This is a genomic window from Mycobacterium gastri (assembly GCF_002102175.1).
GTDB lineage: Bacteria > Actinomycetota > Actinomycetes > Mycobacteriales > Mycobacteriaceae > Mycobacterium > Mycobacterium gastri.
Map to the genome: position 1 here is coordinate 1 of NZ_LQOX01000131.1, position 26,556 is coordinate 26,556.

The following is a 26,556-nucleotide window of genomic DNA, read 5'->3' on the forward strand; positions in this document are numbered from 1 at the left end:
CAGGGTCTGACCTACTGCCGAAGAAACGGCCTTGTCGGCGTTCTTCCCGCCCCATCACGCCCCGTTGTTCAGAGCCCGGCTAGACCCGTCGAGCCGCGCTTGCGATCGCCACGGGGCCATGGTGGCGACCCGCTGCGCCCGGCTCTAGACCCATCGAGCCGCGCTTGCGATCGCCACGGATTTCCCCGGGGTCAGCGCCTTCTGGCACAATAGGCGGCTGTCCGTCGCGCGACCCACCTCCATCGAAGTGCTTGCCCGGCGGTCAGACACGCGAGGCAAAACCGGACTCGGGCGTCCCGCCCGAGTCGCTGAATTGCAGCGTGACACACACAGGAGAAATCGCTTAACCATGGCTGTGAAGATCAAGCTCACCCGGCTTGGCAAGATCCGTAACCCTCAGTACCGCATCGCGGTCGCCGACGCTCGCACCCGCCGCGACGGCCGCTCGATCGAGGTCATCGGCCGGTACCACCCGAAGGAAGAGCCGAGCCTGATCGAGATCAACTCCGAGCGCGCCCAGTACTGGCTGTCGGTGGGTGCGCAGCCCACCGAGCCCGTCCTCAAGCTGCTCAAGATCACCGGCGACTGGCAGAAGTTCAAGGGACTTCCGGGTGCGGAGGGCCGGTTGAAGGTTGCCCCGACCAAGCCCAGCAAGCTCGAGTTGTTCAACGCCGCGCTGGCCGCCGCAGAGGGCGGTCCCACCACCGAGGCCGCCAAACCGAAGAAGAAGTCACCGGCTAAGAAGGCCGCCAAGGGTGCCCAAGAAGCCGAGGCCGGCGCCGCGGCCGAGAAGACAGAAGCGCCCGCCGAGGGTGCCGAACCGTCCGAGCCGACCGAAAGTTGACCGGCGCCATGAGCACGGTGGTAGTCGACGCTGTCGAACACCTGGTCCGCGGGATCGTGGACAACCCCGACGATGTGCGGGTGGATATGGTGACCAGCCGTCGTGGACGAACGGTGGAGGTTCACGTGCATCCCGACGACCTGGGCAAGGTGATCGGCCGCGGGGGGCGTACCGCGACCGCGCTGCGCACGCTGGTTGCCGGTATCGGCGGCCGGGGCATCCGCGTCGACGTGGTGGACACCGACCAGTAGCTGAGCCCATGCTCACGGAGCACCCATGGAGCTGGTAGTCGGGCGTGTGGTGAAGGCGCACGGTATCAGCGGCGAACTCGTCGTCGAAATCCGCACCGACGATCCGGATACCCGGTTCGCCGCCGGAACGCTGTTGCGCGCCAAGAGTTCCCGCGACCCGGGCCAGGAGCGCAGCTATGTGATCGACAGCGTGCGCGACCATGGCGCGCGGCTCCTCGTGCGTTTGGACGGCGTCACCGACCGTGATGCGGCCGACGCGCTGCGCGGCAGTGTGTTCGTCATCGACTCCGACGATCTGCCGCCGATCGAGGAGGCCGACACCTACTACGACCACCAGCTGGAGGGTCTGCGAGTCCGTACCGTGACGGGACGGGACGTCGGCGTCGTCACCGAGGTGCTGCACACCGCTGCCGGCGAGCTGTTGGCGGTGCGGCGTGCGGCTGGCAGCCAAAAGGGCGAGGTGTTGGTGCCGTTCGTCCGCGCCATCGTCACTTCCGTGTCGCTGGAGGACGGTATTCTGCAGATCGATCCGCCCGACGGTTTGCTGGATCTGAGCTAGCAGGGGCGCATCGACATGAAAATCGACATAGTCACGATCTTTCCTGGCTACCTGGACCCGCTGCGGCAGTCGTTGCCGGGCAAGGCAATTGCGTCAGGGCTGGTCGACTTGCAGGTGCACGACCTACGGCGGTGGACCCACGATGTGCACCGATCGGTGGACGATACGCCGTACGGCGGCGGCCCGGGAATGGTGATGAAGGCGCCGGTATGGGGTGCGGCACTCGACGAAATATGTTCTGCTGGAACACTTTTAGTAGTTCCCACGCCCGCTGGTGTGCTGTTCGACCAGGCTACTGCGCAACGTTGGAGCACTGAGCAGCACCTGGTGTTCGCCTGCGGCCGTTACGAGGGCATCGACCAGCGAGTCGTCGAGGATGCCGCCCGGCGGATGCGCGTGGCAGAGGTCTCGATCGGCGACTACGTACTACCCGGTGGCGAGTCGGCGGCCGTGGTCATGATCGAAACTGTGCTGCGGCTGCTGGCCGGAGTCCTGGGCAATCCCACTTCCGTCCAGCATGATTCACACTCGCCAGGCCTGGACGGGCTGCTGGAGGGCCCCAGCTACACCAGGCCGCCGAGTTGGCGTGGCCTGGACGTGCCTGAGGTGCTGCTCTCCGGTGACCACGCCCGCATTGCCGCCTGGCGTCGGCAGGTCGCGCTACAGCGCACTCGCGAGCGGCGACCGGAATTAGCCCCACCAGACTGAGACCCCACCGAGCTGAGGCGGCCCAGCAGACACAGACTCGTACGCGACAAGCCGGATCTATGCGATTGTGTGTCTGCTCGCGCACACCGAGCTGCGCAGCGTCGGAGCGCGGAGCGGATTAGATCCGGCCGCTGGGAAAGATCGTCATGACGGCCTGGGTGATGGTTTCGCGCGCGGTGGCCTCGTCGGAAGCTTGCAGCGACTCGATCACCATGATGTAGCGGCGGTCGGAGCCCACGACACCGGTCGACAGGTGCATCCAGTTCGCCCCGATACAGCACATCCAGCCTTGTTTGACCGCGACCGGCTCCGCGTACAAACCATCGGGAATGCCGAACCGCTGGGGATAGCCGTCGATTCCGGTCGGGGTGGACCGGGCCAGGTCGTTCACGATGAACCCGGCGCGGTCCAGCGGTAGCCCACCCGTGCCGTCGAGCAACATTTCGTAGTAGCGGATCAGATCGGGTGCGGTACTGATCGTGTTCCACCAGCGCCCGTCGCCGGGCGGCATGGTCGACGTCAGTCCATACCGGGCGGCGACTTCGGTGATGGTGGCGTCCCCGCCGAGCTGATTCCAGAACCACTCGGCGGCGCCATCATCAGATGACCGCAGCATGAGGTCCAGAGCCTGGTGATCGTCCGCGGTGAGAGTGAGTTTGCCCTGCGATTCCTGCAGGAGCAGCTGGTCGGCGATGAACAGCTTGGAGACCGAGGCGGTCGCGATGATCGACGTGTTGCCGTTGGAGACCAGTTGCCGGGTCGCGCGATCGAGAACGGCGACCGACAAGGTGGCGCCCTTGGCAGCGGCCTCGTCGGTCGCCTGCTGGATGCGTTCCTGCACTCCGCTCAACCCGGCGCCGGGCAGCAGCGCATCCGGCGCACCGGGCGGGGTGATCGCGCGCAACAGCAGCTCGACGAGTTGCTGTTGCGGCTGGGCGGGGTAATGGGACGCGCTGTGATCGGGCGTGCTGTATGCCTTCGCCTGTACCTTTGCCTCACAAGCCGCAACCACGACCAATGCCACCGCCGCCGCGGCGGTGAGCATCGTAAGCGGCCGTGCTCGCATGCTTCTCCTTTAGCATCCTTTTGCATCTTCCATCGCGAAGACGTGCAGGTTGGCGGCCGCATTGCCAGGTGCCCGGGCATCACGCAAAAGTGCGGGTCCGACTTATGCGGTTTGACCCCGTTCATATGTACCATTCGCCGGTGCATGCGGGCGGGCGTGAACCACCCGGATTTCCTGTGATTTTCATGGCACGCACACCGTCTGGCACAATTGACCAGTTGTCCGCGCAGGCCGGGTATCCTCGCCTGCTGCGGCATACAGCCATAAGCCCATATCCATCGGCTTGACAAGCGCCTCACGCCTGCGTGTCGGCGGTTCACCAGGCCGCGAACCGGAGGAAGTGTCTTTCCCATGAACAGGCTGGACTTCGTCGACAAGGCGTCGCTGCGCGACGACATCCCGGCCTTCAACCCGGGTGACACCATCAACGTGCACGTCAAGGTCATCGAGGGCGCCAAGGAGCGTATCCAGGTGTTCAAGGGCGTGGTGATCCGCCGGCAGGGCGGAGGTATCCGCGAGACGTTCACGGTGCGCAAGGAAAGCTACGGTGTCGGCGTCGAACGGACTTTCCCGGTGCATTCGCCCAACATCGACCACATCGAGGTGGTGACGCGCGGCGACGTTCGCCGCGCCAAGCTGTACTACCTGCGCGAGCTTCGCGGCAAGAAAGCCAAGATCAAGGAGAAGCGCTGACCGGCACTGCCGTGGTGACCGGGGCGCCCCGACACGCCAGTCGCAAAGGACAGGGCGTGTGCTGGCTACGCTGATCCCGTGACCGAAACCACGGACTCCCCGGCTGAGCGCGAGCCCGGCGCTGGTCAGCCGGAATCGAAGCCGTCTGGCCGCGAATCTGACACCACCGGCGAGACAACCCCGCGAACCGGCGCGACCGAGTCGACAGAAGCCGACAACGGCGCATCCAAGGCGGCCAAGAAATCGACGCTGCGGGAACTTGCCACCCTGACGGTGATCGCGGTCGTGCTCTACTACGTCATGTTGACGTTCGTGGCGCGTCCTTACCTGATTCCTTCGGAATCGATGGAACCCACGCTGCACGGGTGTTCGACCTGCGTCGGTGACCGCATTCTGGTGGACAAGCTCACCTACCGCTTCAGCTCGCCCAAGCCCGGCGACGTCATCGTCTTCAGGGGACCGCCCTCGTGGAACGTGGGTTACAAGTCGATTCGCTCGAGCAATATGCTGGTCCGCTGGGCGCAGAACGCGCTGTCGTTCATCGGTTTCGTGCCTCCCGACGAAAACGACCTGGTGAAGCGCGTCATCGCGGTCGGTGGGCAAACGGTTCAGTGCCGCTCTGACACCGGCTTGACGGTCAACGGCAAACCTCTCAAGGAGCCGTATCTGGATCCGGCCACCATGATGGCCGACCCGTCGGTCTACCCCTGTCTTGGCAGCGAGTTCGGCCCGGTGACTGTTCCCCCCGGGCGACTGTGGGTCATGGGCGACAACCGGACCCATTCGGCGGACTCACGCGCTCACTGTCCGATGATGTGCACCGGGGATTCCACGGCGGGCACCGTGCCGATATCCAACGTGATCGGTAAGGCCCGCTTCATCGTGTGGCCGCCGTCGCGATGGGGTGTGGTGCGGTCGGTAAACCCGCAACAAGGGCAGTAGCCGTGGCAGGACTATGAGTACGACCTGGCCACCACGGACGGTGATCCGCAAAGCTGGGGGTTTGCGCACCCTGGAGTCTGCGCTGCACCGTAGCGGGCTGGGCCCGGTCGCCGGGGTGGACGAGGTGGGGCGCGGCGCCTGCGCCGGCCCGCTGGTGGTGGCGGCGTGCGTGCTGGGCCCGAATCGCTTGGAAAGCCTTGCCGCCCTGGATGATTCGAAGAGGCTTACCGAGAAGACGCGGGAGAAGCTGTTTCCGTTGATCTGCCGCTATGCGCTGGCCTACCACGTGGTGTTCATCCCGTCGGTCGAGGTCGACCGGCGCGGCGTGCACGCGGCCAACATCGAAGGCATGCGGCGCGCGGTGGCCGGGCTGGCGGTGCGACCCGGCTACGTGCTGAGCGACGGGTTCCGAGTGCCCGGGTTGCCCGTGCCGTCGCTGCCGGTGGTCGGGGGCGACGCGGTGGCCGCGTGCATTGCCGCGGCCAGCGTGCTGGCGAAGGTCAGCAGAGACCGATTGATGGTCACGATGGACGCGCAGTACCCGGGCTACGGTTTCGCCGAGCATAAGGGCTATAGCACGCCCGCACACACCCTCGCGCTGGCCCGGCTGGGTCCTTGCCCGGAGCATCGTTACTCCTTTATCAACGTCCGCCGGGTTGCGGACGGATCGGACATCCGCCTGGTGGCCGAGTGCGATCCGGACCCTCCGGAAGAGCGCGGCGAAGTCCGGTGAGGAAAGATGGTGCGCGAGTTCCCGCCCGGCGACGTTTCGCGCCGTGTAGCACTCAGGGCTGGGCGGGACCCTGGGCCGGGAAGTCAGGCATATTGGCTGGGAGAAGGACGTCTGAGCAGATGAGTGGCAGATGAGTGCAGAGGATCTCGAAAAGTACGAAACCGAGATGGAGCTCTCGCTGTACCGCGAATACAAGGACATCGTCGGCCAGTTCAGCTATGTCGTGGAAACGGAGCGACGCTTTTACCTGGCGAATAGCGTGGAGATGGTGCCACGTAACGCCGACGGCGAGGTGTATTTCGAGCTGCGGCTGGCCGACGCCTGGGTATGGGATATGTATCGACCCGCTCGGTTCGTCAAGCAGGTGCGGGTGGTCACCTTCAAGGACGTCAACATCGAGGAAGTCGAGAAGCCCGAGCTGCGGTTGCCGGAATAACGGCTGAATAATGGCGGTGCGGCCGCGAGGCTGCTCGGCAGAAGGCTGCGGGTTACTGAGCGTGGGACGGCAGCTGGCCCCGGTTCTCGATCACCTTGCGCGCCACGTCCGCCAATTTGATATTCAGGCTCTGCGAATGGCGCCGCAGCACGTCGAAGGCGTGGTCTTCGGTCATGTCGTACAGCAACATCAGCATCCCGACCGCTTTGCCGATTTCGCGGTTGCTGAGCAGCCCTCGGCGCAGGCTGGCCGCGTCTTCTCCGTGAGCGACGGCGTTGACGGCCACGCTGGCGAAGGAGGCCAGCACCGCCGCCCGGCCGGCGGATTCGGTGTCGAAGCGGTTGGGGGCATCGGCGAACAGGTTGAGCGCGGCGGCTTTGCGCTTGTCGATCTGCAGCCGAAAGCCCATTGCGCCGCGCACCGGCGTCTCGGCGACCAGGGCGGCCGCGAACTTGGGCCATTGGCTGGGCGTGGTCAGGTCCGGTTCGATCTGCGGGGCCTCCTCCTCGATCGCGTCGATGCAAGGGCCGTCGCCGGCGCGTCGTTCGATTTCGTCGACGCGCTGTGCCAGCCGGTCGCTGGCGCCGACCGTGACGTAACGGTCATTCGTCTTCACGAGCATGCTGGCGTGGTCGCAGCCGGGAACGATCAAGGTCGCCGCGACGCAGATGGCGGCGTAGATCTCCGCCGGATTTGCCCCTTGATAGATGATCTCGGCCAGGGCGGAGAAGACGGTGGCCGGATCGGCCATCATCTCGCCCGGTGTCGAGCCCTGGGAGCCGCGCCTCGGTGTGCCCGCCACGTCCCTCCCTCAGTTCGGCTGCCGGGACCCCCGCCCCGCCGTGCTGGCCGTAGACTACCGGCCACGGCTAGGTGCTCAAGCTCCGACAGCACGTTCCAACTCTTTCAGCGATGTCTCCAGGTGTCCCAGCATGCGCTGCAGATGTGGCACGCTGCGTCGGCACCCGACGAGCCCGAAGTCCAGATTACCGGCGTTGTTGGTGACCGTGATGTTCATTGCCTGACCGTCGAGGGCGATGGACAGCGGATAATTGCCGACCAGCTCGGCGCCCCGCCAATACAGGGGGTCGGCAGCGCCTGGCACATTCGAAATGACGATGTTGAACGGTGGCGGAGCGGTGGCCACGAAGCCGGGAATCAGTCCGAAGACCAGACCGCCGGTGAGAAAAACCGACAAGGCCAGCTGCTGAACTCGGGGCAGTTGGCTGAACACTTCCTTGTTGTCGCGCATCGACTGGTTGATGGCGTAGAGGCGGACCGCCGGGTCCTCGACATGGGTGCTGAGGTTGCACAAGACCGTGCCCACCATGTTTCCGCCGCGCTCGGCGTCGCCTTCCTTTCGCAGGCTCACCGGGACCATGGCGATCAGCGGTGTGTCGGGCAGGGCGTGCTGGTCGATGAGATAGGCGCGCAGGGCGCCGGCCGACATTGCCAGCACGACGTCGTTGACGGTCACGTTGGCGGCGTTCTTCACCGCCTTGATTCGATCCAGCGGCCATGACTGTGCAGCGACCCGCCGCGCACCGCCGATCCGGACGTTGAACATGGTCTTCGGAGCCCGGAACGGCAGCGTGAGTTGCTGCTCCAGCAAGCCGGCACGGGCCAATGACAGCGTCGACGGCACCAGGGCCGCCGCCGATCCGACCGTCTGGGTGAGCAGCTGAAGCGGTGAAGACTTCGGGCCGGTGTTGGCGCGTTCTCGTGGCTGCAGCGTCCACGGCACCCGGATCCCATCGTCGCCGGGGTCTGTGGTCAATGCCCCCTGCATCAACTTCTGCGCCGACACGCCGTCCTGCAGCGAATGGTGGAACTTGACGTAGACGGCGTAGCGGCCGTCGTTGAGGCCTTCCACCAGGTGTGCCTCCCACAGCGGCCGGTGGCGGTCGAGCAGGCTGCCGTGCAGCCGCGAGGCCAGCTCCAGCAGCTCGCGTACCCGGCCCGGCCGAGGCAACGCGGACCGGCGGAAGTGGTAGTCGAGCTCGATGTCCTTGTCGAAAGTCCACGCGAGGTTGGTGACAGCGCTGAAGAACGCCGGATGCTTGCGGAACATCGGCTGGATATCAGTGCACTGGAGCATGGCTTCATAGGCTTCGGTGACGAAGTTTTCGTCAGCCTGCTCGGGCGGCTGGAAGAGTTGCAGGGCGCCGACGTGCATCGGATGTTCGCGCGATTCGCCGAGCAGGAACATCGAATCGGTCGGTGTTATCAGCTTCATGTCCGTCTCCCGCGGTAGGCCTGTACAAGCGGGATAGCCACCCGCAGCGTGTGGCACACATTAGTCGGACATCAGTCGGACCCGGTCGAAGCGTTTGGGCGCCGGCGTCACGGGGGAATCCAAGGTCAATGGGGGTTACCGTCGCCGTTACCGGGCCGACCGGAGGGATCGGCATCCCGGCGGTGACGGCACTCGAGCGCGAACCGGCGGTGGAGAAGATTGTCGGGATGGCGCGCCGGCCGTTCGACCCGACGGTGCATGGGTGGACAAAAACCGTCTACCTGCAGGGCGACATCCTGGATCGCGACATGGTAGACGCGTTGATCGCGCAGGCCGACGTGGTAGTCCACCTGGCGTTCATCATCATGGGCTCACGCACAGATAGTGCCCGGGTCAACCTGGAGGGCACCCGTAACGTGTTCGAGGCCACGGTTGCCGCACGGCGGCCACGGCGGCTGGTCTATACGTCCTCGGTCGCCGCTTACGGTTACCACTCCGATAACCCGGTACCACTGACCGAGGACACGCCCGTCCGCGGATCCCCCGAGCACTACTACTCCCAGCAGAAGGCGACCTGCGAGGCCGAACTGGCCGAAATCACCAAAGGCTCGTCGCTGCAAGTGTTCGTCCTGCGGCCATGCATCGTCGCCGGACCCGAGGCTCACGCGTTGGCCGAGGCGATGCCGTGCAACCAGCTGCCGGCCCCGGTGCGGGCGTTGAGCAAGGCGCTGCCGATGTTGAAGCCGATCGTGCCCGATCCCGGTTTTCCGTTGCAGCTGGTGCACCACGACGACGTCGCGGCCGCGATCGCGTTGGCCGCCACCGCTCCGGTACCGCCGGGGGCATACAACATCGCCGCCGACGGCACGGTGACAGTGACGGACGTGGCCAAGGCGCTGGGCGGGCGCCCGGTAAGGGTGCCCGCCGCCGCGGCATCGGCGGCGTCCGCGGCAATTTCGCGATTGCCGTTGGTTCCTTCCCGGCTCGAATGGCTGCATGTCGCACGGACCTCGGTGGTGATGGACACCACCAAGGCCAAACGTGACCTCGGTTGGCGCCCGACGCACTCCTCGGCGGAGACCTTGGCGGCGCTGGCTTCCGCCGTCTGACGCCGGTTGGCCGGGACGACGGCCGACCCTTGATCGGGTACGTTGAGGCCGTGTTTGCGCGCTCGGCCGCGGCGTCAGCGGAACCTGAAATGGCCTGGTGAGACGCGTAACGGCACGCCGGCGGGTTAAGCGCTTCGCCGCCGATCACGTGAGCACCCGACCGGAAACCCTGGTGGTCGAGGAGCCGCTGGAGATCCGGGTCAACGGCGTGCCGGTCACCGTGACCATGCGCACGCCTGGCTCGGATTTCGAACTGGCGCAAGGGTTTTTGCTTACCGAAGGGGTGATCGCCGGTCGCGCCGACGTGCTGACGGTTCGTTACTGCGACGGCCGCGGTGCGGATGGGCTCAACACCTACAACGTTCTCGACGTGACACTGGCACCCTGGGTAGGCCTGCCCGCCCTCGACGTCACCCGCAACTTCTACACCACGTCGTCGTGCGGGGTCTGCGGCAAGGCGTCTCTGGAAGCGGTACGGCTGATCAGCCAGTTCTCACCGGGTGACGATCCCGCCACCGTCACCGTCGCGACCCTGAAGGCGATGCCCGGCCGACTTCGCGCTGCCCAAAAAGTGTTCGCCAGCACCGGCGGGCTGCACGCCGCGGCGTTATTCGAGGTGGACGGCACCATGTTTGCCGTGCGCGAGGACATCGGCCGGCACAACGCGGTCGACAAGGTCATCGGTTGGGCACTGCAACAGGACCGGGTGCCGCTGGCGGCGTCGGCGCTGCTGGTCAGCGGCCGCGCGTCGTTCGAGCTGACCCAGAAGGCGCTGATGGCCGGGATTCCGGTGTTGGCGGCGGTTTCCGCGCCGTCGTCGCTGGCGGTCTCGCTGGCCGAGGAGTCCGGGATCACGCTGGTGGCATTCCTGCGGGAGGACTCGATGAATGTCTATACCCATCCCGACCGCATCACTTAGCCGGATGTGATCGGCGTTCTTGGGGATGAGCGCGCGACTGTGGATAACTGCGCCGTTCCTGGGTGCCGCGGGGTCCGGCGCCGCCTGGGCTGTCGGGACGAGCATGCAGATTGACCGGCATGACGACGCAGAGGACTTTGACGCGAGCCCAGCTCGGGGCGCTGGGTGAGCAACTGGCCGTGGACCATCTGACCGGTCTGGGGTTGCGGATCTTGAACCGCAACTGGCGCTGCCGGTACGGCGAACTCGATGTGGTCGCCTGCGATCCGGGCGCCCGATCGGTGGTGTTTGTTGAGGTCAAGACCCGCACCGGCGACGGCTATGGCGGGTTGGCGCACGCGGTGACCGAGCCGAAGGTTCGTCGGCTGCGTCGGCTGGCCGGGCTGTGGTTGGCCGGGCAGGACCAACGCTGGGCAGCGGTCCGCATCGATGTGATCGGCGTGCGGATCGGCCGGCGGCGGGTACCGGAGCTCACCCACCTCAAGGGGATCGGCTGATGGCGCTGGGACGTGCGTTTTCGGTGGCGGTGTGTGCGCTGGACGGCCAAATTGTGGAGATCGAAGCCGACATCACGTCAGGACTGCCGGGTGTTCATCTGGTGGGTTTGCCCGACGCGGCCCTGCAGGAGTCTCGCGACCGGGTCCGTGCCGCTGTCACCAATTGCGGAAACAGCTGGCCCTTGGCGCGGCTGACGCTTGCGTTGTCGCCTGCGACGCTGCCGAAGATGGGGTCGGTCTACGACCTGGCCCTGGCGGCCGCGGTGCTGTCGGCGCAGCGGAAGAATCCGTGGCACCGCCTGGAGAAGACCGTGCTGCTGGGGGAGTTGTCGCTGGACGGCCGGGTCCGGGCCGTGCGTGGCGTGCTGCCCGCTGTGCTGGCCGCCAAGCGCGACGGCTGGCCGGCCGTCGTCGTTCCGGCGGACAACCTCGCCGAGGCCTGCCTGGTGGATGGTATCGACGTGCGGGGTGTCCGTACCCTGAGCCAACTGCAGAGTTGGCTGAGCGGTTCAGCCGGTTTGGGCGACAGGGTCGCGCCGGCAGCCACTGTCGAGGAGCGATCGGCTGATCTGGCCGATGTCGTGGGCCAGTCGCAAGCGCGGTTCGCGGTCGAGGTGGCCGCAGCCGGCGGCCACCACGTCATGTTGACCGGCCCGCCTGGAGTGGGCAAAACCATGCTGGCGCAACGTCTTCCGGGACTGCTGCCGCCGTTGTCGGACAGCGAGTCGCTGGAGGTCACCGCGATCCACTCGGTGGCCGGCCTGCTGTCCGGGAACACGCCGTTGATCACCCGGCCGCCGTTCGTGGCGCCGCATCACAGTTCCAGCGTGGCGGCCCTGGTCGGCGGGGGTTCGGGGATGGCCCGTCCAGGAGCGGTGAGCCGGGCCCATCGCGGCGTGTTGTTCCTGGACGAGTGCGCCGAGATCAGCGTCAGCGCGCTGGAGGCACTGCGAACTCCCTTGGAGGACGGCGAGATTCGTCTTGCCCGGCGCGACGGCGTGGCATGCTACCCGGCCCGGTTTCAACTCGTGCTGGCTGCCAACCCGTGCCCGTGTGCGCCGGCGGATCCAGCGGACTGCATCTGCGCGGCCGCCGTCAAGAGGCGTTACCTGGGCAAGCTGTCCGGACCATTGCTGGACCGGGTGGACCTGAGGGTGCAGATGCATCCGGTGCGGGCCGGGGCGATGTCGGCCGTCGACGGGGAGCCGACCTCGCAGGTTCGCGGTCGCGTGGCGTTAGCTCGAGACGCCGCCGCGCAGCGGTGGCGACCGCATGGCTTCGCCACCAACGCCGAGGTCAGCGGGCCGCTGCTGCGGCGCAAATTCCGGCCCGGCAATGCGGCGATGGAGCCACTGCGCAAGGCCCTGGATCGTGGACTGCTGAGCATTCGCGGTGTGGATCGCACGTTGCGGGTCGCGTGGAGTTTGGCCGACTTGGCCGGCCGGGTCTCGCCGAGCCTCGAGGATGTCGCCACCGCGCTGAGCTTTCGGCAACCGGGAGTCTCGCGATGACCGCAGTGGCCGACGTGTTGCGGGCCTGGGCTTACCTGTCCCGGGTGGCGGAGCCGCCCTGTGCGGAACTCGCCGCGTTGGTGCGTCGTGTCGGCCCGCTGGAGGCGGCCGATCGGGTGCGGCGCGGGCTGGTCGACGGCGACTTGGCGCGCCACACCCAGGCCAGGCGCGGAATCGACCGGGCGGCAGCAGACCTCGAATTGCTCATGCGCCGCGGCGGACGACTGATCACGCCCGACGACGACGAATGGCCGGTGCTCGCATTTGCCGCGTTTGGTGGCTCTGCAGCGCGCGCCAAGCCGTACAGCGGCGCGCCGATGGTGTTGTGGGCGCGGGGCCCTGCGCGCCTTGACGAGGTGGTGCCGCGCGCCGCCGCAATCGTCGGAACCCGGGCCGCGACTGCCTACGGCGAGCACGTCGCGGCAGATCTGGCCGCCGGCCTGGCCGAGCGTGACGTTGCCGTCATCTCCGGCGGCGCGTACGGCATCGACGGCGCAGCCCACCGCGCGGCGCTCAACTGCGACGGCACCACCGTGGCGGTGCTGGCGGGTGGAATCGACGTCCTATATCCGGCCGGGCATTCGTCGCTGCTACACCGCATCGGCGAGCACGGGCTGCTGATCACCGAATACCCGCCCGGTGTGCGTCCGGCCCGCTACCGGTTTTTGACCCGCAACCGGCTGGTGGCCGCCGTCGCGGGTGCGGCGGTGGTGGTGGAAGCGGGCCTGCGCAGCGGTGCGGCCAATACCGCGGCCTGGGCCCGGGCGTTGGGCCGTGCGGTGGGGGCGGTCCCGGGGCCGGTGACGTCGTCGGCTTCGGCCGGCTGCCATGTGCTGCTGCGCGACGGTGCGGAGCTGATCACCCGAGTCGACGACATTGTCGAGCTTGTCGGTCATATCGGTGAGCTGGCCGCCGAACAGCCGCGGCCCAGCACGCTTTTCGACGGCCTTAGCGAGGCCGAACGTCAGGTGTACGAAGCGTTGCCCGGTCGCGGCGCCGCAACTGTCGACGAGATCGCCGCAGCGTCGGGGCTGCTGCCGGAGCAGGTGCTGGGACAGCTGGCAATCCTCGAGGTGGGCGGGCTGGCTCGGCGCGACGAGGGCCGGTGGCGCGTCGTCCGTGCCCATCGGGCCCGAGCGGGTTTCCCTGGCCGGCTCGTATAGTCGACCAAGGGTCGGGGTTTGGACAGGAGGACACGTGGCCGGTCGACCACTGCACACCTTCGACGTCGTCGGCACCCGGCAACTCGCACCGCATCTGATCCGGGTGCGGTTCGGCGGCAGCGGCTTCGACACATTCGTTCCCAACGAATTCACCGACTCCTACGTCAAGCTGGTGTTCGTCGCCGACGATGTCGATGTGGCGGAACTGCCGCGGCCACTGACCCTGGACAGCTTTGCCGGCCTCCCACCCGCCAAGCAGCCCTCGGTACGGACGATGACCGTCCGCCGAGTCGACACCGCGGCGCGCGAAATCGCGATCGACATCGTGGTGCACGGCGAACACGGCGTGGCCGGTCCGTGGGCGGCTGCGGTTCAACCAGGCGAGCAGATCCACCTCATGGGGCCCGGCGGCGCCTACGCACCCGACCCGGCCGCCGACTGGCACCTGCTGGCGGGTGACGAATCTGCGCTCCCAGCCATCGCCGCCGCGCTGGAAGCGTTGCCCGCCAAAGCAGTTGGCCAGGCATTCATCGAAGTGGCCGGCCCCGACGACGAGATCGAGTTGATCTCGCCGGAGTCCGTCGATGTGCACTGGGTCTACCGCGGCGGCCGTGCGGATCTGGTTCCCGAGGACCGTGCCGGTGATCATGCGCCACTGATCGAGGCGGTTACCACCGCGCAGTGGCTACCTGGTCAGGTGCACGTTTTCATCCATGGCGAGGCGCAAGCCGTGATGCATAACTTGCGGCCCTACATCCGCAAAGAGCGTGGCGTGGAAGCGAAATGGGCGTCGTCGGTCTCCGGTTACTGGCGGCGCGGCCGCACCGAAGAGACCTTCCGGCAGTGGAAGAAGGAACTGGCTGAGGCCGAAGCCGGCGGCTGAACGCCGGCTGGCATTCTCATCCCATGGCATACCGGCCGCACTTCGGTGACTACCAGAACGAGATCTATTTCCAGGGCCTGGCCGGGGTGGCGCCGCCGCTGCCGATGGCGTTTGCGGAGCTGGAGGCCAAGGCCGCGGTGGCACTACCGCCGTCGGTGTGGTCCTATGTCGCCGGGGGAGCGGGCGATGAGCGCACCCAGCGTGCTAACCGCGAGGCCTTCGATCGCTGGGGTTTGGTGCCGCGCATGTTCGTCGGCGCGGCTACACGCGACCTCTCCGTCGAGCTGTTCGGCCTGGCCTTGCCGTCGCCGCTGTTCATGGCGCCGATCGGCGTCATCGGGTTGTGCGCCCAGGACGGCCACGGCGACCTGGCCACTGCACGCGCGGCCGCCAGCAGCGGAGTCCCGATGATCGCCTCGACGCTCACGGTCGACCCCATGGAAGATGTCGCCGCCGCGTTCGGTAATACGCCCGGGTTCTTTCAGCTGTACACGCCGACCGACCGCGAGTTGGCCGCCAGCCTGGTACGCCGTGCCGAAGCGGCCGGTTTCAAAGGCATCGTCGTCACGCTCGACACCTGGGTCACCGGATGGCGGCCGCGCGACTTGAGCACGGCGAACTTCCCGCAGCTGCGTGGTCACTGCCTGGCCAACTACACCAGCGACCCGGTTTTCCGCGCCAGCCTGCCGCGCCCGCCGGAAGAGGACCGGCAGGGCGCGGTGCTGCGCTGGGCGCAGGTCTTCGGACTGCCGCTTTCCTGGGATGACCTCAGCTGGCTGCGTTCGCTGACCGAACTTCCACTGATCGTCAAGGGCATCTGCCACCCCGACGACGCCCGGCGCGCCAAAGACGGCGGCGTCGACGGCATCTACTGCTCCAACCACGGCGGCCGGCAAGCCAACGGCGGCCTGCCCGCGCTGGACTGTTTGCCGGCCGTTGTCGAGGCCGCCGACGGGCTGCCGGTGCTGTTCGACTCGGGGATTCGCAGCGGCGCCGACGTCATCAAGGCGCTCGCGATGGGCGCGACCGCCGTCGGCGTCGGCCGTCCCTATGCCTACGGTTTGGCGCTGGGCGGAGTCGACGGCATCGTGCACGTATTGCGCATGATGCTGGCCGAAGCCGACCTGATCATGGCCGTCGACGGTTATCCGGCGCGCAAAGATCTCACCCCGGACACACTGCGGCGCGTCGAGTGAATCGCGGTGCGTCGTCTGCGAGGGTGGGGACGTGCCGGATAAGGACCAGGCGATCCTCGAGGAGTTCGACGACTATCTGGCGCTGCAATGCGGACGGTCGGCGCACACCCGCCGGGCATATCTGGGCGACCTGCGGTCGCTGTTCGCCTTTCTGACCGACCGCGGGTCCGCCCTGGAAACGCTGAGCCTGCCGCTGCTGCGGGCATGGTTGGCCAGTGCAGCCGGCGCGGGAGCCGCACGCACCACGCTGGCCCGGCGCACGTCGGCGGTCAAGGCATTCACGGCATGGGCGCTCCGGCATGGCTTGTTGACCGGCGACCCGGCCGCCCGGTTGCAGGTTCCGAAAGCCCACCGCACGTTGCCCGCCGTGCTGCGTCAGGATCAGGCGTTGGCGGCGATGACGGCCGCGAAATCCGGCGCCAAGCAGGGTGATCCGCTGGCCCTGCGGGACCGGTTGATCGTCGAATTGCTCTATGCCACCGGAATTCGGGTGAGCGAGCTGTGCGGCCTGGACATCGACGACGTCGACACCGGGCATCGGGTGGTGCGGGTGCTCGGTAAGGGCAACAAGCAGCGCACTGTGCCCTACGGACGGCCCGCTGCTGAGGCGTTGCAAGCCTGGCTGACCGACGGCCGTCCCGCGCTCGTCACGGTCGAGTCTGGGCCGGCCCTACTGCTGGGCGCTCGGGGGCGGCGGCTCGACGTGCGGCAGGCGCGCACGGTGGTGCACCAGACCGTCGCCGCGGTGAACGGCGCGCCGGACATAGGGCCGCACGGGTTGCGGCACAGTGCTGCAACTCATCTCCTCGAAGGTGGTGCCGACCTGCGGGTTGTCCAGGAATTGCTGGGCCATTCCAGTCTGGCCACCACGCAGCTGTATACCCATGTCGCGGTAAACCGGCTACGGGCGGTGCATGATCAGGCCCATCCCCGCGCGTAGCGGGACAATCCGGCCGAGCCCGGCGGCTCGGGATAGGCGGGCGTGCCAGTCCGCATGCCGGCGCCAGGTTCCGCCAATCACATCTGTCACAACCGTCTCTAGGTCCGGCGGGTTTGCGATGTGCCCGCCTCACTCGAAAATGGAACGCGACCAGAAACTACACCGCTTCCGGGACTTCGCCCGGAAGCGGTGGCGCTTCGGGCAGTTTGATCTCACGCGGGCGGGTGGTTTCGTAGGTTGAGCGGGTGTCTGGTGATGAGTTCAGCCTGCGGTATTCGGATCTGGTGACGGGCAGTTATGACTGCGTGGATCGGATCGTGCTCAACGCGTTCTTTCCGCATCCTCGATGAGCTACCCACCGGCACCCGGCTGGGCGCCACAGGGTCGGCGGCTCAACAAACCCCGCATCCATGACGCGCTGCGCGCCGCCCTGGCACTGGCGCCGGCACCCAACGGGTTCACCGTTGCCGAGTTCGCCGCCAAGGTGCACGGTCTGACCGGGTGCCGCGATTACACCGTTCGTCAGGCGGCCTACGACCTTCGTAAATTGCGCGCCAAACAACTGGTCGTCTTGCCCGCCCGATCCCGCCGCTACCACGTCCCGTCGCTGGCCGCGCGCACCATCGCCGCCCTCCTCGCCCTGCGTGACCAGGTCATCGCCCCGATACTGGCCGGGATACGCAGCCCCCGTATGGGACGCAAACCTGCGCACTGGACACGCGTGGACCGTGACTATGAGCGAATCCGCATCGATATGCACACACTGTTCAACGATCTTGCCATCGAAATCCCACTAGCCGCTTGAGGATTCGTCAAAGGCTAGTCATTCCGCATCACCAATGAATTGTCGAACGTGGATCCTCAAACGGCTAGTGAGCGGCCGCCCGGTGATGTTAGGCAACGTCGTTGAGGGGTTCGAGAGTGACGTTGTAGCCGTGTCCGGGCACGTTGCGGGTGTGGCGGGCGTTGACCAGTACCACGTTCAATGCGTCGTCGTGTGGTTCCCTCCAAATCGTGGAGGTTTCCTCTATGCGGCTTCCCGGGTTGGTGGCCGCAGCGTTCTCGCAGTTGATGGGGCTGACCATCACGATCGTGCTGTGCCGCCAGACGTGGTTGTAGAAGCCGTAGCACCAGTCAAGCACGCCAGCACGTGCTTGCACAATAGTGTCGAACACATTGCGGGACAACACTTCCCACTCCATCGAGGAGAAGAACGCCTCATCGGCAGCGTTGTCGAAACATGAACCGACCCGGCCCATCGACTGCCGGATCCCCATGTCCCGGCACAGTGTGGTGAAGCTGTTCGCGGTATAAGTCGAACCGCGTCGGTGTGGAATATCACCCGCTGAGATTCCTCCTCGCGCCAGATCACCGCCTTACCGCCACGGGTGGCCACCGCCATCCGGATCGCCGCACACGCCAACTCGGCGTCGGGATGCACGCTGGTGGCCGCACCGAGCAGTCGCCGGCTGAACAGGTCGATCACGTTGGCCAGATACAACTTGCCGGCCGCAGTGGGGACTTCGGTGATATCACCAACCCACTTGAGGTTCGGCCGATCGGCGGTGAAGTTGCGCTTGACCAGATCACCGAACTTCGGCACAGTCTTGTCCTGTTTGGTCAGCCCGTTGCGGCGTTTGATCCGCCGGGCCACCAACCCTTGGCGGCGCATCGAATCGGCCACCGTCTTCTCCGACACCTGCCAGCCCAGATCACGCAGGTCGGCGTGCAAGCGCGGTGACCCATGCAGGCCCTTGGCCTCGGTAAATGCAGCCGCGACAGCGCGATCGACTTCATCGCGGCGCCGATCCCGCTCGGTGTGCAAACCGGTTGCAGCCTCCGGGCTGTTGGCCCGGGCGATCCACTTGTAGAACCACGCCAGGCTCACCCCGAGCAGGGCACAGCAGATCGTATGCGGCACCCGAAAATCGGTCCTCTGGTCGGCGATGAAACGTGCCACGCTCACTTCGTCGCCTCCTTCACCCACAGGACCACGCATCGCTTGAGGACATCACGCTCCATCCTCAATTCAGCGACCTCGGAACGCAGCCGCTTGAGCTCGGCGACATCATCGCCGCTCAACTCACCGTCGCCGTCGCGCTTGGCGCGGGCCTACCTGGGCGACCCAGTTACCCAGCGTCCCCTCGTTGACACCGAGGTCGCGCGCGACCTGAGCGATCGGTTTCCCCGTCTCCTCGACGATCCGGACAGCCCCCTCACGAAACTCCCGGTCGTACTTCATCCGCTTCTCTGGCATCGTGCTCCTCATTGTCGATGCCTCTACGGTTTGGGGGGAACCTCACGGGCGCACTGTCTGCAGACCGTGGATGCGGCGCTGTATTCAGATTTGGTGGGATCGGATGAATCGGTGGTGCGTGCTTACTGCCGTGAGTTGGTCCGCCAGTTGGCGTTTGGCGTTGCGGGGGAAGGTTTGTCGCCGGCTGCGCAGCCAGTTGCGCATGCGTTGGTCGCCCAATGTTGGCCGACGGTTCAGGAGTGGGCGGTGCTCGGCGAGGAACACGAGGACGCGCTGGCGATGATGGCATGTCAGCGGCCGGGGTTGAACGGGCTGGAGAATCCCGACCAAACGATCAGCTACACAAGGGAATTCGTGCGGTGTCGCCAGTTGGAGGTGCTGCTGTGCTGGGAGCGCCACGGCGCCGACCTTCTCAATGTGGTGTACGCCGCATGGGTGGCAGGCATACGGGCACCGCTGAAGCTACCAGTCCATTAATGAGCGAACCCGTTCGACATCAGATGATTTGGCTGACGGCCGGCCTTCCCGTGCGCAGTGGTTACGTGCAACGCAGTCGTGTTACGTGTAACATAGTGGTGTGAGGAACCGAGTAGCAGAGCACCGGGCACGGATGAGGCAGCGCGGATACAAGGAGGTCCGGTACTGGGTGCCGGATGTCACCAGCCCTGAATTCATCCAGCGAATTCACAATGAGGCAGCGGCGCTAAATGAGGCCGACCAGCGCGAAGACACGGCGAAGTTCCTTGACGACATCCAAGCCGAGACGATCACCGAGCAATGAAGGTCGAGCCAAAACGGGGTGACCTCTGGACGCTCGCCGGAGGCGGCGGCAAGCTGACCACCAAACCCCGGCCCGCACTCATTATCACAAGTGACGTCTTCTCCGCCTTCGACTTCGTGACGGTACTCCTAATAACGACAGACCACACCGAGGGATTTACTCGCATCCCCATCCCGGCAAACCAACAGACGGGACTCACCGGACCGTCCATGATCCAGGCAGACAAGATCGTCACAGTCCACCGACGCAATTTGCAACAACGATGTGGATACGTAACCCCAACCGTGCTCGCAAAAGTACGCGAAGTCGTCACCGCCTACCTTGGCTTCGGAGGATGACGCTCGCAAGCTACATCCACGCCGCCGGCGCGCAAGCGGAGCTGGTCGTCATCATCGGCGACAAGGAGCTGCGCTACGACCTGGGCCAGCTGGGGCATCGCTGACGACCCGGTGGGGGCGCACCCGCACGCGAATTTTCATTACCCCCAACGGGGCGCAGCCCCACCACAGCGAATAGCGACTAGTGACACCGCCGGCTCCCTTAGCCGGGTACGGTGGCCGAGCTCGGTCCGCGAGCCACCGCGGCTGCTATCAATGTTGCGTTTGCAGGCTGCGCCCGCGAGCACCAACCAACTCAGCCAGTCAGCGGCTTGAGCCTTATCGGTGTCGATTTCACCAAACCCAGCGGGTCGACGTAGTCGGCACGCGAAGCCGGCCCCCACATGGCACCCCAATGCAGGCAGGCCTGCGCAGCGCAGCTGGGATGGCCGGCCAGCACGGTGCCCAGCACCGTCTGCGCCGTCACCAGCTGACCGGCCCGGACAGTCGCGCGCACCGGCTCGTAGCTGGTATGCAAGCCGCCCGGATGAGCCAATGAAACGACCGGCCGCCCCGCCAGCAACCCGGCGAAGACAACCGTCGCGCCGCCGGGCGCGTACACGGCCTGACCGGGAGCGGCGGCCAGGTCCACACCGCGGTGTCCGGGATGCCAGTTCAGCGCGGGCGCGTCATAGCCGCGTACCACGGCGGGAGGTGGTCGCAACGGCCACTCCAGCCGAAAATCGTCTGCAACCGCTGGCGAGGCACCGGCCAGCGTCCAGCACAGGATCAGCACCAACCGTCGCACCGGCTCAGTGAAGCGCCACGCCAACCGCGGTACCAGTCACCGCGGACGGTTCTGGGGAGTACTCCCCGGCTGGGAAAGCCATGACCCCACGGGGTGTAAACTTCTCGGCGCGACTCGCATTAGCGGGTTGACTTCGCGCATCTGCACCGCGATTCCCGTTGTTCAGGAATTCGCACCGCATGCCGGGCGGTCCCGTAACAGGGTCCGGCATCGCAGCAGCCGCCAGGGCCCGGCTTCACCCGATGCCAGGCAACCAACCGACGACAAAGGAATACCGGCAATGGCCGTAGTCACCATGAAGCAGCTGCTTGACAGCGGCACCCACTTCGGGCACCAGACCCGTCGCTGGAATCCCAAGATGAAGCGGTTCATCTTCACCGACCGCAACGGCATCTACATCATCGACCTACAGCAGACCCTGACCTTCATCGACAAGGCGTACGAGTTCGTCAAAGAAACCGTCGCCCACGGCGGCTCGGTGCTGTTCGTCGGCACCAAAAAGCAGGCGCAGGAATCCGTCGCCGCCGAAGCCACCCGCGTCGGCATGCCATACGTGAACCAGCGCTGGCTGGGCGGCATGCTCACCAACTTCTCCACGGTGCACAAGCGGCTGCAGCGCCTCAAAGAGCTCGAGGCGATGGAACAGACCGGCGGCTTCGAGGGTCGCACCAAAAAGGAGATCCTCGGCCTGACCCGGGAGAAGAACAAGCTGGAGCGGTCGCTGGGTGGGATCAGGGACATGGCCAAGGTGCCCTCGGCGATCTGGGTCGTTGACACGAACAAGGAACACATCGCCGTCGGCGAGGCCCGCAAACTCGGAATCCCGGTGATCGCGATCCTGGACACCAACTGCGACCCCGACGAGGTCGACTACCCGATCCCGGGCAACGACGACGCGATCCGTTCGGCCGCGCTGCTGACCAAGGTGATCGCCTCCGCGGTTGCCGAGGGCCTGCAAGCCCGTGCCGGGCTGGGCCGCGGCGACGGCAAGCCCGAGGCTTCGGACTCACTGGCCGCCGAGCCGCTCGCCGAATGGGAGCAGGAGCTGCTGGCCTCGGCAACAACTCCGGTGACCGCCGGAGCTGGCGACCCGACGGCCGAAACCCCCACCGAATCAACGACTGATCCCTCATAGGAAGGCTGATCATTGGCGAACTTCACCGCTGCCGACGTCAAGCGGCTTCGTGAGCTCACCGGTTCCGGCATGCTGGACTGTAAGAACGCGCTGGCCGAAGCCGACGGCGACTTCGACAAGGCCGTTGAGGCGCTCCGGATCAAGGGCGCCAAGGACGTCGGCAAGCGAGCCGAGCGCGCCACCGCCGAAGGCCTGGTCGCGGCCAAGGATGGCGTGCTCATCGAACTGAATTGCGAGACCGACTTCGTCGCCAAGAACGCGGAATTCCAGGCGCTGGCCGATCAGATCGTGACAGCGGCCGTGTCGTCGAAAGCCGCCGACGTCGACGCGCTCAAGGCGGCTCAAGCGGGTGACAAGAACGTCGAGCAGGCAATCGGCGAGCTGTCGGCCAAGATCGGCGAGAAGCTCGAATTGCGCCGCGTCGCGAACTTCGACGGCACCGTCGAGACCTACCTGCACCGGCGTTCGGCCGACCTGCCGCCAGCGGTGGGTGTGCTGGTCGAGTATCAGGGTGGGGACAAAGATGCCGCCCATGCCGTCGCGCTGCAGATTGCCGCGCTCAAGGCGCGCTACCTGTCACGCGACGATGTGCCCGAAGACGTCGTGGCCACCGAACGCCGCATCGCCGAGGAGACCGCGAAGGCCGAGGGCAAACCCGAGCAAGCGCTGCCCAAGATCGTCGAAGGCCGGCTGACCGGTTTCTTCAAGGACGCCGTCCTGCTCGAGCAGCCATCGGTGTCCGACAGCAAGAAGTCCGTCAAGGCACTGCTGGAGGAAGCCGGGGTCACGGTGACCCGGTTCGTCCGGTTCGAGGTAGGCCAGGCTTAGAGGCGCCCCATGACCCGCATCCACGCTTTCGGTGACGACGCCCTGGGCGATCTCGACGCCGTCGCTCTTGCCGAGGCCGTCCGGTCCGGTCAGGTGACCCCCACCGAGCTGGCCGAGGCTGCGATCGCACGAAGCGAAGCCGTCGACTCGAAGCTCAACGCCGTGGCGTATGAGGCGTTCGACATGGCGCGCGACAGGGCCCAGCGCGGGCCGGCCGACGGCTTTTTCGGTGGGATACCCAGCTATATCAAGGACAACGTCGACGTCAGCGGGCTGCCGACGATGCGCGGCACCGACGCGTGGACGCCGCGCCGGGCGGGTACCGACAGCGAGATCACCCGGGTGCTGCTGTCCACCGGCCTCATCGCGCTGGGCAAGACTCAGATGTCGGAGTTCGGGTTCAGCGCTGCCGCCGAACATCCGCGGCTGGGACCTGTTCGTAACCCATGGCATACCGACCACACGGCGGGTGCCTCGTCATCGGGGTCAGGGGCGTTGGTCGCCGCCGGCGTGGTACCCATCGCGCACGCCAACGACGGCGGCGGCTCCATTCGCATCCCCGCCTCCTGCAACGGCCTGGTGGGGCTCAAGCCGTCGCGCGGCCGGCTGCCACTGGACCCGCAGCTGCGGCGGCTGCCGATACGCATCGTCGCCAACGGGGTGCTGACCCGCTCGGTGCGCGATACCGCCGCTTTGTATCGCGAGGCCGAGCGCCTGTGGCGCACGCCCAAGTTGCCTCCGGTGGGAGATGTGACCAGCCCGGGTAAGCGACGACTGAAGATTGCCGTGATCACGCGCTCGGTGCACGTGGAGGCCAGTCCCGAAGTCCGCGACCTGACGCTGAAGTCGGCCGCGTTGCTCGAAGAGCTCGGTCACCATGTCGAACACGTCGACCAACCGCCGGTGCCGTCCAGTTTTACCGAGGACTTTGTCCTGTATTGGGGTCTGATGGCGCTGGGGCAGGTGCGCACCGGACGGCTCACGTTCGGCAAGACGTTCGACCAGACCCGGCTGGACAGCTTGACTCTGGGTCTGGCCCGTAATGCCCGCCGCAATTTTCATCTGCTCCCGGCCGCGATCATCCGGCTGCGCGGAGTCCGGCGGCACACCGCGCGATTCTTCGGCACCTACGACGCCGTGCTCACGCCTACCCTCGCCGATGCGCCGCCGCGCATCGGCTATCTCGCTCCCACCGACTACCAGCAGGTCATGGACCGGATGGCCGATTGGGTGGCATTCACGCCGCTGCAGAACGTCACCGGGGAGCCGGCGATTTCGCTGCCGATGGCCCAGTCCGCGGGTGGGCTGCCGGTGGGCATGATGCTGGCCGCCGACCTAGGGCGGGAAGACCGGCTGCTGGAGCTGGCCTATGAACTCGAAGAGGCTCGTCCCTGGGCGCGGATCCACGCCGCCAAGTAGCTGAGCAACCAGGGCACAGCGACGCCGAGCCCTCGTCGGTCCGGCGAGTATGTGGATCCCGGCTTTCGAATGATTGGCGCGGCCGAAAGCGCGCTTCGGCACCCATTGGTGGGATTGCCAGGCCCTGACTCGGGGTAATCGACGTCCAGATCCCAACCGTTGAGGACGAATTGAACCTCATGTGGCTGCTGCCTACTCGACGATCGGTTATATGGGCCTGTTTCTGGTGGCCACGGCGACGCTGCGCCCGGAGGGGGTCACCGGCACGGCCGTCTACGTGCTGGCTCATGCCGGCGCCAAGTCGGCATTTGTTTTTGATCGTTGGGATTCTGCTGGACCGTCACCGGACGGTGGACGAGTTGGAGTTGTCCGGACGTGGCCGCGGCCACTGGCAGCTGGCCGGACTGTACCTGCTTGCCGCGCTGGCGCTTGCCGGGTTGCCGCGTTCGGCACCGCGTTGGGAAAGTCGTTGCGCGAGGGAGCAATCGGCTGTCGATGGTGGTTCGACCGGCTGTCGCGGCGCTGCTTCACGAGATGGGGGAGCGGCGCGGAGCCAGCCGCCGACCCGTCACAGGCCAGCAAAGGCGAGGAGGAGCCGGACACGGTCTTGCGTCGGACGCCGCCGAGTATGTACCTCTCGGTCGCCGTCGTGCTGCTGGGCAGCCTGGGACGGACGGTTCCCGGTGCGGCGCACAGCTGGTCGGCGAGTGGGGTGAGCCGGGCGTGCAGGTGCTGTGACGCGTCAGTTCATGCGATCGACTGCTGAGATGATCCGAATTTCGCTGTCCTGGTATGGCCGTCCGTCGGGATACAGCAAGTCGTGGAACCACACTTTGGGGACCGTCGGATAGGGGTGGTCCCAGGAGTCCCAGGGCAGGTAGGTCTGGGTCTTGCCGGCAACCAAGCCCCAATTGAACGCTGCGACGTTGTAGCGCTTGGCAATTGGCAGGATTCCGGCGATGGTGCTGCCCAGCGGCCGGGCCAGATATTCGGTGCACAGGATGGGCCGGCGCAGCGGCAAGAGCTCAGCGATGCGGGATTCGAAGACGGCCGGCGTTCCATAACAATGGAAGCTGACCACATCGGCGTTATCCAATTGAATGGCGCAGATGGTGCTGCGACGCCGCGGATTTGCCCACTGGCCGTGCCACACGCCGCTCGTCAGCGGTTGACTCGGGTCCACTGAGCGTGCCCACTGGAATACCTCCGGGAGCAGCTCTGCCACTCGTTCCTGCTTGTCCACCCGTTCCGCGGAACGGTATAGGCGGGCCGGATTGTCGGGCTCATTCCACAGGTCCCAACCCAATACGCGGTCATCGCTGCGGAATTGGCTCAGTACTCCGGTGACGTAGTCGTGCAGAACAGGTCGGTAGCGGCGGTCGTCGAGGTGCTCAGCGCCTGGGCTTTGCACCCAACCCGAGTTGTGCACCCCGGGCCTGGGCTCGGGTTGCGGACCCGGATGGGGAAGCGGATCCCAGCAGGAGTCGAAGAAGACGAAAAGCGGCTTGATGTGATGGCGGGCGGCGATGGCGACGAACTGTGCGAGACGGCGCTGAAAGCCCCGATTATCTTGGGCCCAAAGCTGATCGTGAAGAAACACGCGGACGCTGTTGAGCCCGCACAACCGCGCCCAGCGCAGCTCGGTATCGATTTGTTGCGGGGCAAAAGTCTCGGCCTGGAACATCTCGAGCTGATTGACTGCGTTCGAGGTGATGTAATTCGCGCCGATGAGCCGCTCTTGCGCCTGGTACCAGGTGTTGGCACGGTCGGGCGACCACTGCCCTGCTCCAGCTGCGGATGCCCGGGGCACGTGAGCCAGGGCGAGACCCGCCAGTGATACCAGCGGCAGTTTGAGCACGGTTCGGCGCGGGATGACGTGACCTCGACTTCTTGCAGAATTCACATTATCGGGCCCTTCATCGGATGACGGTGCAGAGTGCCGTGTCGAACAGCTCTATCCCAGATCTGTCCCTGATCTGGGATAGTCATCTGGGATAGTCGGGAGTGCTTCGTGGTGCACCCAATCGCCCACCAACCGAGGGGTTGTCCGCCCGTCGGTCGATGCCAATTCATCAGCCGTTGCGTTGGCGCCGTTAGCATTTCCAGGTTAGCGGGTCGGCGCCACCCGCGGTGGCGAATGCCACGAGCTCGCGGCTGCTAGGCAGACAACGTCGGCTGCGGTCGTGAACGGCAAAGCGGACAACGTCGTGGGCGGTTGGTCGTCGCGTTCATCTGATGGACTGACGTGGTAGCTGACCGGCGCCCGACGCCGAGTGGAGCTTTCCCGAATCCCTCTGCCGTCAAACATGATTGAATGCGTAGAAG

Annotated in this window: 27 protein-coding genes and 3 pseudogenes; 23 read left to right on the forward strand and 7 right to left on the reverse strand. The window is 66.2% G+C overall.

Annotation, left to right across the window (positions count from 1 at the left end; all coding sequences use genetic code 11):
• The first annotated feature begins 349 nt into the window (after positions 1-349).
• Genes rpsP through trmD form a run of 4 tightly spaced genes read left to right on the forward strand, consistent with a single transcriptional unit; the run spans position 350 to position 2,362 of the window.
• On the forward strand, positions 350-844 hold the full coding sequence (rpsP, locus tag AWC07_RS21285) for a 30S ribosomal protein S16 (protein ID WP_036408955.1): 495 nt from the start codon (positions 350-352) through the stop codon (positions 842-844).
• 8 nt (positions 845-852) lie between these two features.
• The gene (locus AWC07_RS21290) at positions 853-1,095 is read left to right on the forward strand and encodes an RNA-binding protein (protein WP_003878715.1); all 243 of its coding nucleotides are present in this window, start codon (positions 853-855) and stop codon (positions 1,093-1,095) included.
• Positions 1,096-1,120: 25 nt separating this feature from the next.
• Complete coding sequence (rimM, locus tag AWC07_RS21295) at positions 1,121-1,654, forward strand: ribosome maturation factor RimM (RefSeq protein WP_036408953.1); 534 nt, start codon at positions 1,121-1,123, stop codon at positions 1,652-1,654.
• Between the two features lie 15 nt (positions 1,655-1,669).
• Positions 1,670-2,362 carry a tRNA (guanosine(37)-N1)-methyltransferase TrmD gene (trmD, locus tag AWC07_RS21300; RefSeq protein ID WP_036408951.1) on the forward strand — a complete coding sequence of 231 codons (693 nt, stop codon included), beginning with the start codon at positions 1,670-1,672 and terminating at the stop codon, positions 2,360-2,362.
• Positions 2,363-2,480: 118 nt separating this feature from the next.
• Here the strand turns inward: trmD and AWC07_RS21305 are convergent, their stop codons facing one another.
• Positions 2,481-3,428, reverse strand: a complete 948-nt coding sequence (locus AWC07_RS21305) for a serine hydrolase (RefSeq protein WP_036408949.1) — start codon at positions 3,426-3,428, stop codon at positions 2,481-2,483.
• 351 nt (positions 3,429-3,779) lie between these two features.
• Here AWC07_RS21305 and rplS point away from each other — a divergent pair, with 351 nt between their 5' ends.
• The 4 genes and pseudogenes from rplS (at position 3,780) to AWC07_RS21325 (ending at position 6,232) form a co-directional block, all read left to right on the forward strand.
• Positions 3,780-4,121: a 50S ribosomal protein L19 gene (rplS, locus tag AWC07_RS21310; RefSeq protein WP_036408946.1), complete on the forward strand. Its 342-nt coding sequence runs from the start codon at positions 3,780-3,782 to the stop codon at positions 4,119-4,121.
• Positions 4,122-4,199: 78 nt separating this feature from the next.
• Positions 4,200-5,063 (forward strand): signal peptidase I, encoded by an 864-nt coding sequence (gene lepB / locus AWC07_RS21315; protein ID WP_085105224.1) that lies wholly within the window; start codon positions 4,200-4,202, stop codon positions 5,061-5,063.
• A 13-nt stretch (positions 5,064-5,076) separates the two neighbouring features.
• Positions 5,077-5,845 (forward strand): annotated as a pseudogene (locus AWC07_RS21320) (ribonuclease HII).
• A gap of 81 nt (positions 5,846-5,926) precedes the next feature.
• Positions 5,927-6,232, forward strand: coding sequence for a DUF2469 domain-containing protein (locus AWC07_RS21325; RefSeq protein ID WP_012393608.1), 306 nt, complete (start codon positions 5,927-5,929; stop codon positions 6,230-6,232).
• A 52-nt stretch (positions 6,233-6,284) separates the two neighbouring features.
• On the opposite strand, the gene AWC07_RS21330 is transcribed toward AWC07_RS21325, so the two are convergent.
• Entirely contained in the window at positions 6,285-6,986 is a 702-nt protein-coding gene (locus AWC07_RS21330) for a GAF and ANTAR domain-containing protein (RefSeq protein ID WP_036409710.1), read from the reverse strand.
• A 123-nt stretch (positions 6,987-7,109) separates the two neighbouring features.
• Positions 7,110-8,468, reverse strand: a complete 1,359-nt coding sequence (locus AWC07_RS21335; RefSeq protein ID WP_036409712.1) for a WS/DGAT/MGAT family O-acyltransferase — start codon at positions 8,466-8,468, stop codon at positions 7,110-7,112.
• Positions 8,469-8,596: 128 nt separating this feature from the next.
• On the opposite strand from AWC07_RS21335, the gene AWC07_RS21340 reads away from it, so the two are divergent.
• The 9 genes from AWC07_RS21340 to AWC07_RS21380 all read left to right on the forward strand — a co-directional run bounded on the left by AWC07_RS21340 (position 8,597) and on the right by AWC07_RS21380 (position 17,491).
• Complete coding sequence (locus AWC07_RS21340) at positions 8,597-9,577, forward strand: NAD-dependent epimerase/dehydratase family protein (RefSeq protein WP_036409715.1); 981 nt, start codon at positions 8,597-8,599, stop codon at positions 9,575-9,577.
• A 97-nt stretch (positions 9,578-9,674) separates the two neighbouring features.
• Positions 9,675-10,496 carry a formate dehydrogenase accessory sulfurtransferase FdhD gene (gene fdhD / locus AWC07_RS21345; RefSeq protein ID WP_036409717.1) on the forward strand — a complete coding sequence of 274 codons (822 nt, stop codon included), beginning with the start codon at positions 9,675-9,677 and terminating at the stop codon, positions 10,494-10,496.
• A 119-nt stretch (positions 10,497-10,615) separates the two neighbouring features.
• Positions 10,616-10,993 carry a YraN family protein gene (locus tag AWC07_RS21350; protein ID WP_036409719.1) on the forward strand — a complete coding sequence of 126 codons (378 nt, stop codon included), beginning with the start codon at positions 10,616-10,618 and terminating at the stop codon, positions 10,991-10,993.
• On the forward strand, positions 10,993-12,504 hold the full coding sequence (locus AWC07_RS21355) for a YifB family Mg chelatase-like AAA ATPase (protein ID WP_036409721.1): 1,512 nt from the start codon (positions 10,993-10,995) through the stop codon (positions 12,502-12,504). The genes AWC07_RS21350 and AWC07_RS21355 overlap by 1 nt, the downstream gene beginning before the upstream one ends.
• Entirely contained in the window at positions 12,501-13,667 is a 1,167-nt protein-coding gene (gene dprA / locus AWC07_RS21360) for a DNA-processing protein DprA (protein WP_036409723.1), read from the forward strand. The genes AWC07_RS21355 and dprA overlap by 4 nt, the downstream gene beginning before the upstream one ends.
• A 34-nt stretch (positions 13,668-13,701) precedes the next feature.
• On the forward strand, positions 13,702-14,550 hold the full coding sequence (locus AWC07_RS21365; RefSeq protein WP_036409725.1) for a siderophore-interacting protein: 849 nt from the start codon (positions 13,702-13,704) through the stop codon (positions 14,548-14,550).
• A gap of 23 nt (positions 14,551-14,573) precedes the next feature.
• Positions 14,574-15,746: a lactate 2-monooxygenase gene (locus tag AWC07_RS21370; protein WP_036409728.1), complete on the forward strand. Its 1,173-nt coding sequence runs from the start codon at positions 14,574-14,576 to the stop codon at positions 15,744-15,746.
• Positions 15,747-15,777: 31 nt separating this feature from the next.
• A complete protein-coding gene (locus tag AWC07_RS21375) occupies positions 15,778-16,686 on the forward strand; it encodes a tyrosine recombinase XerC (protein ID WP_036409729.1) in 909 nt (302 codons plus the stop codon).
• A 346-nt stretch (positions 16,687-17,032) separates the two neighbouring features.
• Complete coding sequence (locus AWC07_RS21380) at positions 17,033-17,491, forward strand: hypothetical protein (RefSeq protein WP_036409731.1); 459 nt, start codon at positions 17,033-17,035, stop codon at positions 17,489-17,491.
• A 235-nt stretch (positions 17,492-17,726) separates the two neighbouring features.
• Here the strand turns inward: AWC07_RS21380 and AWC07_RS29580 are convergent.
• Positions 17,727-18,652, reverse strand: a pseudogene (locus tag AWC07_RS29580) (IS3 family transposase); the annotation flags it as partial.
• 117 nt (positions 18,653-18,769) lie between these two features.
• Positions 18,770-18,943 carry a transposase gene (locus AWC07_RS21390; RefSeq protein WP_208622453.1) on the reverse strand — a complete coding sequence of 58 codons (174 nt, stop codon included), beginning with the start codon at positions 18,941-18,943 and terminating at the stop codon, positions 18,770-18,772.
• A gap of 93 nt (positions 18,944-19,036) precedes the next feature.
• On the opposite strand from AWC07_RS21390, the gene AWC07_RS21395 reads away from it, so the two are divergent.
• From AWC07_RS21395 to AWC07_RS21405, 3 genes are all read left to right on the forward strand, one after another.
• A complete protein-coding gene (locus AWC07_RS21395) occupies positions 19,037-19,420 on the forward strand; it encodes a hypothetical protein (RefSeq protein ID WP_139829814.1) in 384 nt (127 codons plus the stop codon).
• A 100-nt stretch (positions 19,421-19,520) separates the two neighbouring features.
• On the forward strand, positions 19,521-19,724 hold the full coding sequence (locus AWC07_RS21400) for an antitoxin MazE-like protein (RefSeq protein ID WP_036409734.1): 204 nt from the start codon (positions 19,521-19,523) through the stop codon (positions 19,722-19,724).
• Positions 19,721-20,062, forward strand: a complete 342-nt coding sequence (locus AWC07_RS21405) for a type II toxin-antitoxin system PemK/MazF family toxin (RefSeq protein WP_036409736.1) — start codon at positions 19,721-19,723, stop codon at positions 20,060-20,062. Before AWC07_RS21400 ends, AWC07_RS21405 begins: the two co-directional genes overlap by 4 nt.
• 301 nt (positions 20,063-20,363) lie before the next feature.
• On the opposite strand, the pseudogene AWC07_RS21410 reads toward AWC07_RS21405, so the two are convergent.
• A pseudogene (locus AWC07_RS21410) lies at positions 20,364-20,885 on the reverse strand (M23 family metallopeptidase); the annotation flags it as partial.
• Between the two features lie 244 nt (positions 20,886-21,129).
• Here AWC07_RS21410 and rpsB point away from each other — a divergent pair.
• The 3 genes from rpsB to AWC07_RS21425 are packed head-to-tail and all read left to right on the forward strand — an operon-like array spanning position 21,130 to position 24,231.
• Complete coding sequence (rpsB, locus tag AWC07_RS21415) at positions 21,130-21,984, forward strand: 30S ribosomal protein S2 (RefSeq protein ID WP_036409741.1); 855 nt, start codon at positions 21,130-21,132, stop codon at positions 21,982-21,984.
• A 12-nt stretch (positions 21,985-21,996) separates the two neighbouring features.
• A complete protein-coding gene (gene tsf, locus AWC07_RS21420; RefSeq protein ID WP_036409742.1) occupies positions 21,997-22,812 on the forward strand; it encodes a translation elongation factor Ts in 816 nt (271 codons plus the stop codon).
• 9 nt (positions 22,813-22,821) lie between these two features.
• On the forward strand, positions 22,822-24,231 hold the full coding sequence (locus tag AWC07_RS21425) for an amidase (protein WP_036409745.1): 1,410 nt from the start codon (positions 22,822-22,824) through the stop codon (positions 24,229-24,231).
• A gap of 742 nt (positions 24,232-24,973) precedes the next feature.
• Here AWC07_RS21425 and AWC07_RS21430 read toward each other — a convergent pair.
• Positions 24,974-26,104 (reverse strand): glycoside hydrolase 5 family protein, encoded by a 1,131-nt coding sequence (locus AWC07_RS21430; protein WP_036409787.1) that lies wholly within the window; start codon positions 26,102-26,104, stop codon positions 24,974-24,976.
• Between the last annotated feature and the right edge of the window lie 452 nt (positions 26,105-26,556).

What these genes read in the sequence shown, in the direction of transcription:
- AWC07_RS21340 (WP_036409715.1), top strand. Translation starts at nt 8,597, where the DNA reads ATGGGGGTTACCGTCGCCGTTACCGGGCCGACCGGAGGGATCGGCATC.
- rpsP (WP_036408955.1), top strand. Translation starts at nt 350, where the DNA reads ATGGCTGTGAAGATCAAGCTCACCCGGCTTGGCAAGATCCGTAACCCT.
- AWC07_RS21370 (WP_036409728.1), top strand. Translation starts at nt 14,574, where the DNA reads ATGGCATACCGGCCGCACTTCGGTGACTACCAGAACGAGATCTATTTC.
- AWC07_RS21380 (WP_036409731.1), top strand. Translation starts at nt 17,033, where the DNA reads ATGAGCTACCCACCGGCACCCGGCTGGGCGCCACAGGGTCGGCGGCTC.
- rplS (WP_036408946.1), top strand. Translation starts at nt 3,780, where the DNA reads ATGAACAGGCTGGACTTCGTCGACAAGGCGTCGCTGCGCGACGACATC.
- AWC07_RS21305 (WP_036408949.1), bottom strand. Translation starts at nt 3,428, where the DNA reads ATGCGAGCACGGCCGCTTACGATGCTCACCGCCGCGGCGGCGGTGGCA.
- AWC07_RS21405 (WP_036409736.1), top strand. Translation starts at nt 19,721, where the DNA reads ATGAAGGTCGAGCCAAAACGGGGTGACCTCTGGACGCTCGCCGGAGGC.
- AWC07_RS21425 (WP_036409745.1), top strand. Translation starts at nt 22,822, where the DNA reads ATGACCCGCATCCACGCTTTCGGTGACGACGCCCTGGGCGATCTCGAC.
- AWC07_RS21330 (WP_036409710.1), bottom strand. Translation starts at nt 6,986, where the DNA reads ATGATGGCCGATCCGGCCACCGTCTTCTCCGCCCTGGCCGAGATCATC.
- AWC07_RS21350 (WP_036409719.1), top strand. Translation starts at nt 10,616, where the DNA reads ATGACGACGCAGAGGACTTTGACGCGAGCCCAGCTCGGGGCGCTGGGT.
- AWC07_RS21335 (WP_036409712.1), bottom strand. Translation starts at nt 8,468, where the DNA reads ATGAAGCTGATAACACCGACCGATTCGATGTTCCTGCTCGGCGAATCG.
- rpsB (WP_036409741.1), top strand. Translation starts at nt 21,130, where the DNA reads ATGGCCGTAGTCACCATGAAGCAGCTGCTTGACAGCGGCACCCACTTC.
- AWC07_RS21325 (WP_012393608.1), top strand. Translation starts at nt 5,927, where the DNA reads ATGAGTGCAGAGGATCTCGAAAAGTACGAAACCGAGATGGAGCTCTCG.
- AWC07_RS21390 (WP_208622453.1), bottom strand. Translation starts at nt 18,943, where the DNA reads ATGCCAGAGAAGCGGATGAAGTACGACCGGGAGTTTCGTGAGGGGGCT.
- AWC07_RS21355 (WP_036409721.1), top strand. Translation starts at nt 10,993, where the DNA reads ATGGCGCTGGGACGTGCGTTTTCGGTGGCGGTGTGTGCGCTGGACGGC.
- dprA (WP_036409723.1), top strand. Translation starts at nt 12,501, where the DNA reads ATGACCGCAGTGGCCGACGTGTTGCGGGCCTGGGCTTACCTGTCCCGG.
- trmD (WP_036408951.1), top strand. Translation starts at nt 1,670, where the DNA reads ATGAAAATCGACATAGTCACGATCTTTCCTGGCTACCTGGACCCGCTG.
- AWC07_RS21290 (WP_003878715.1), top strand. Translation starts at nt 853, where the DNA reads ATGAGCACGGTGGTAGTCGACGCTGTCGAACACCTGGTCCGCGGGATC.
- rimM (WP_036408953.1), top strand. Translation starts at nt 1,121, where the DNA reads ATGGAGCTGGTAGTCGGGCGTGTGGTGAAGGCGCACGGTATCAGCGGC.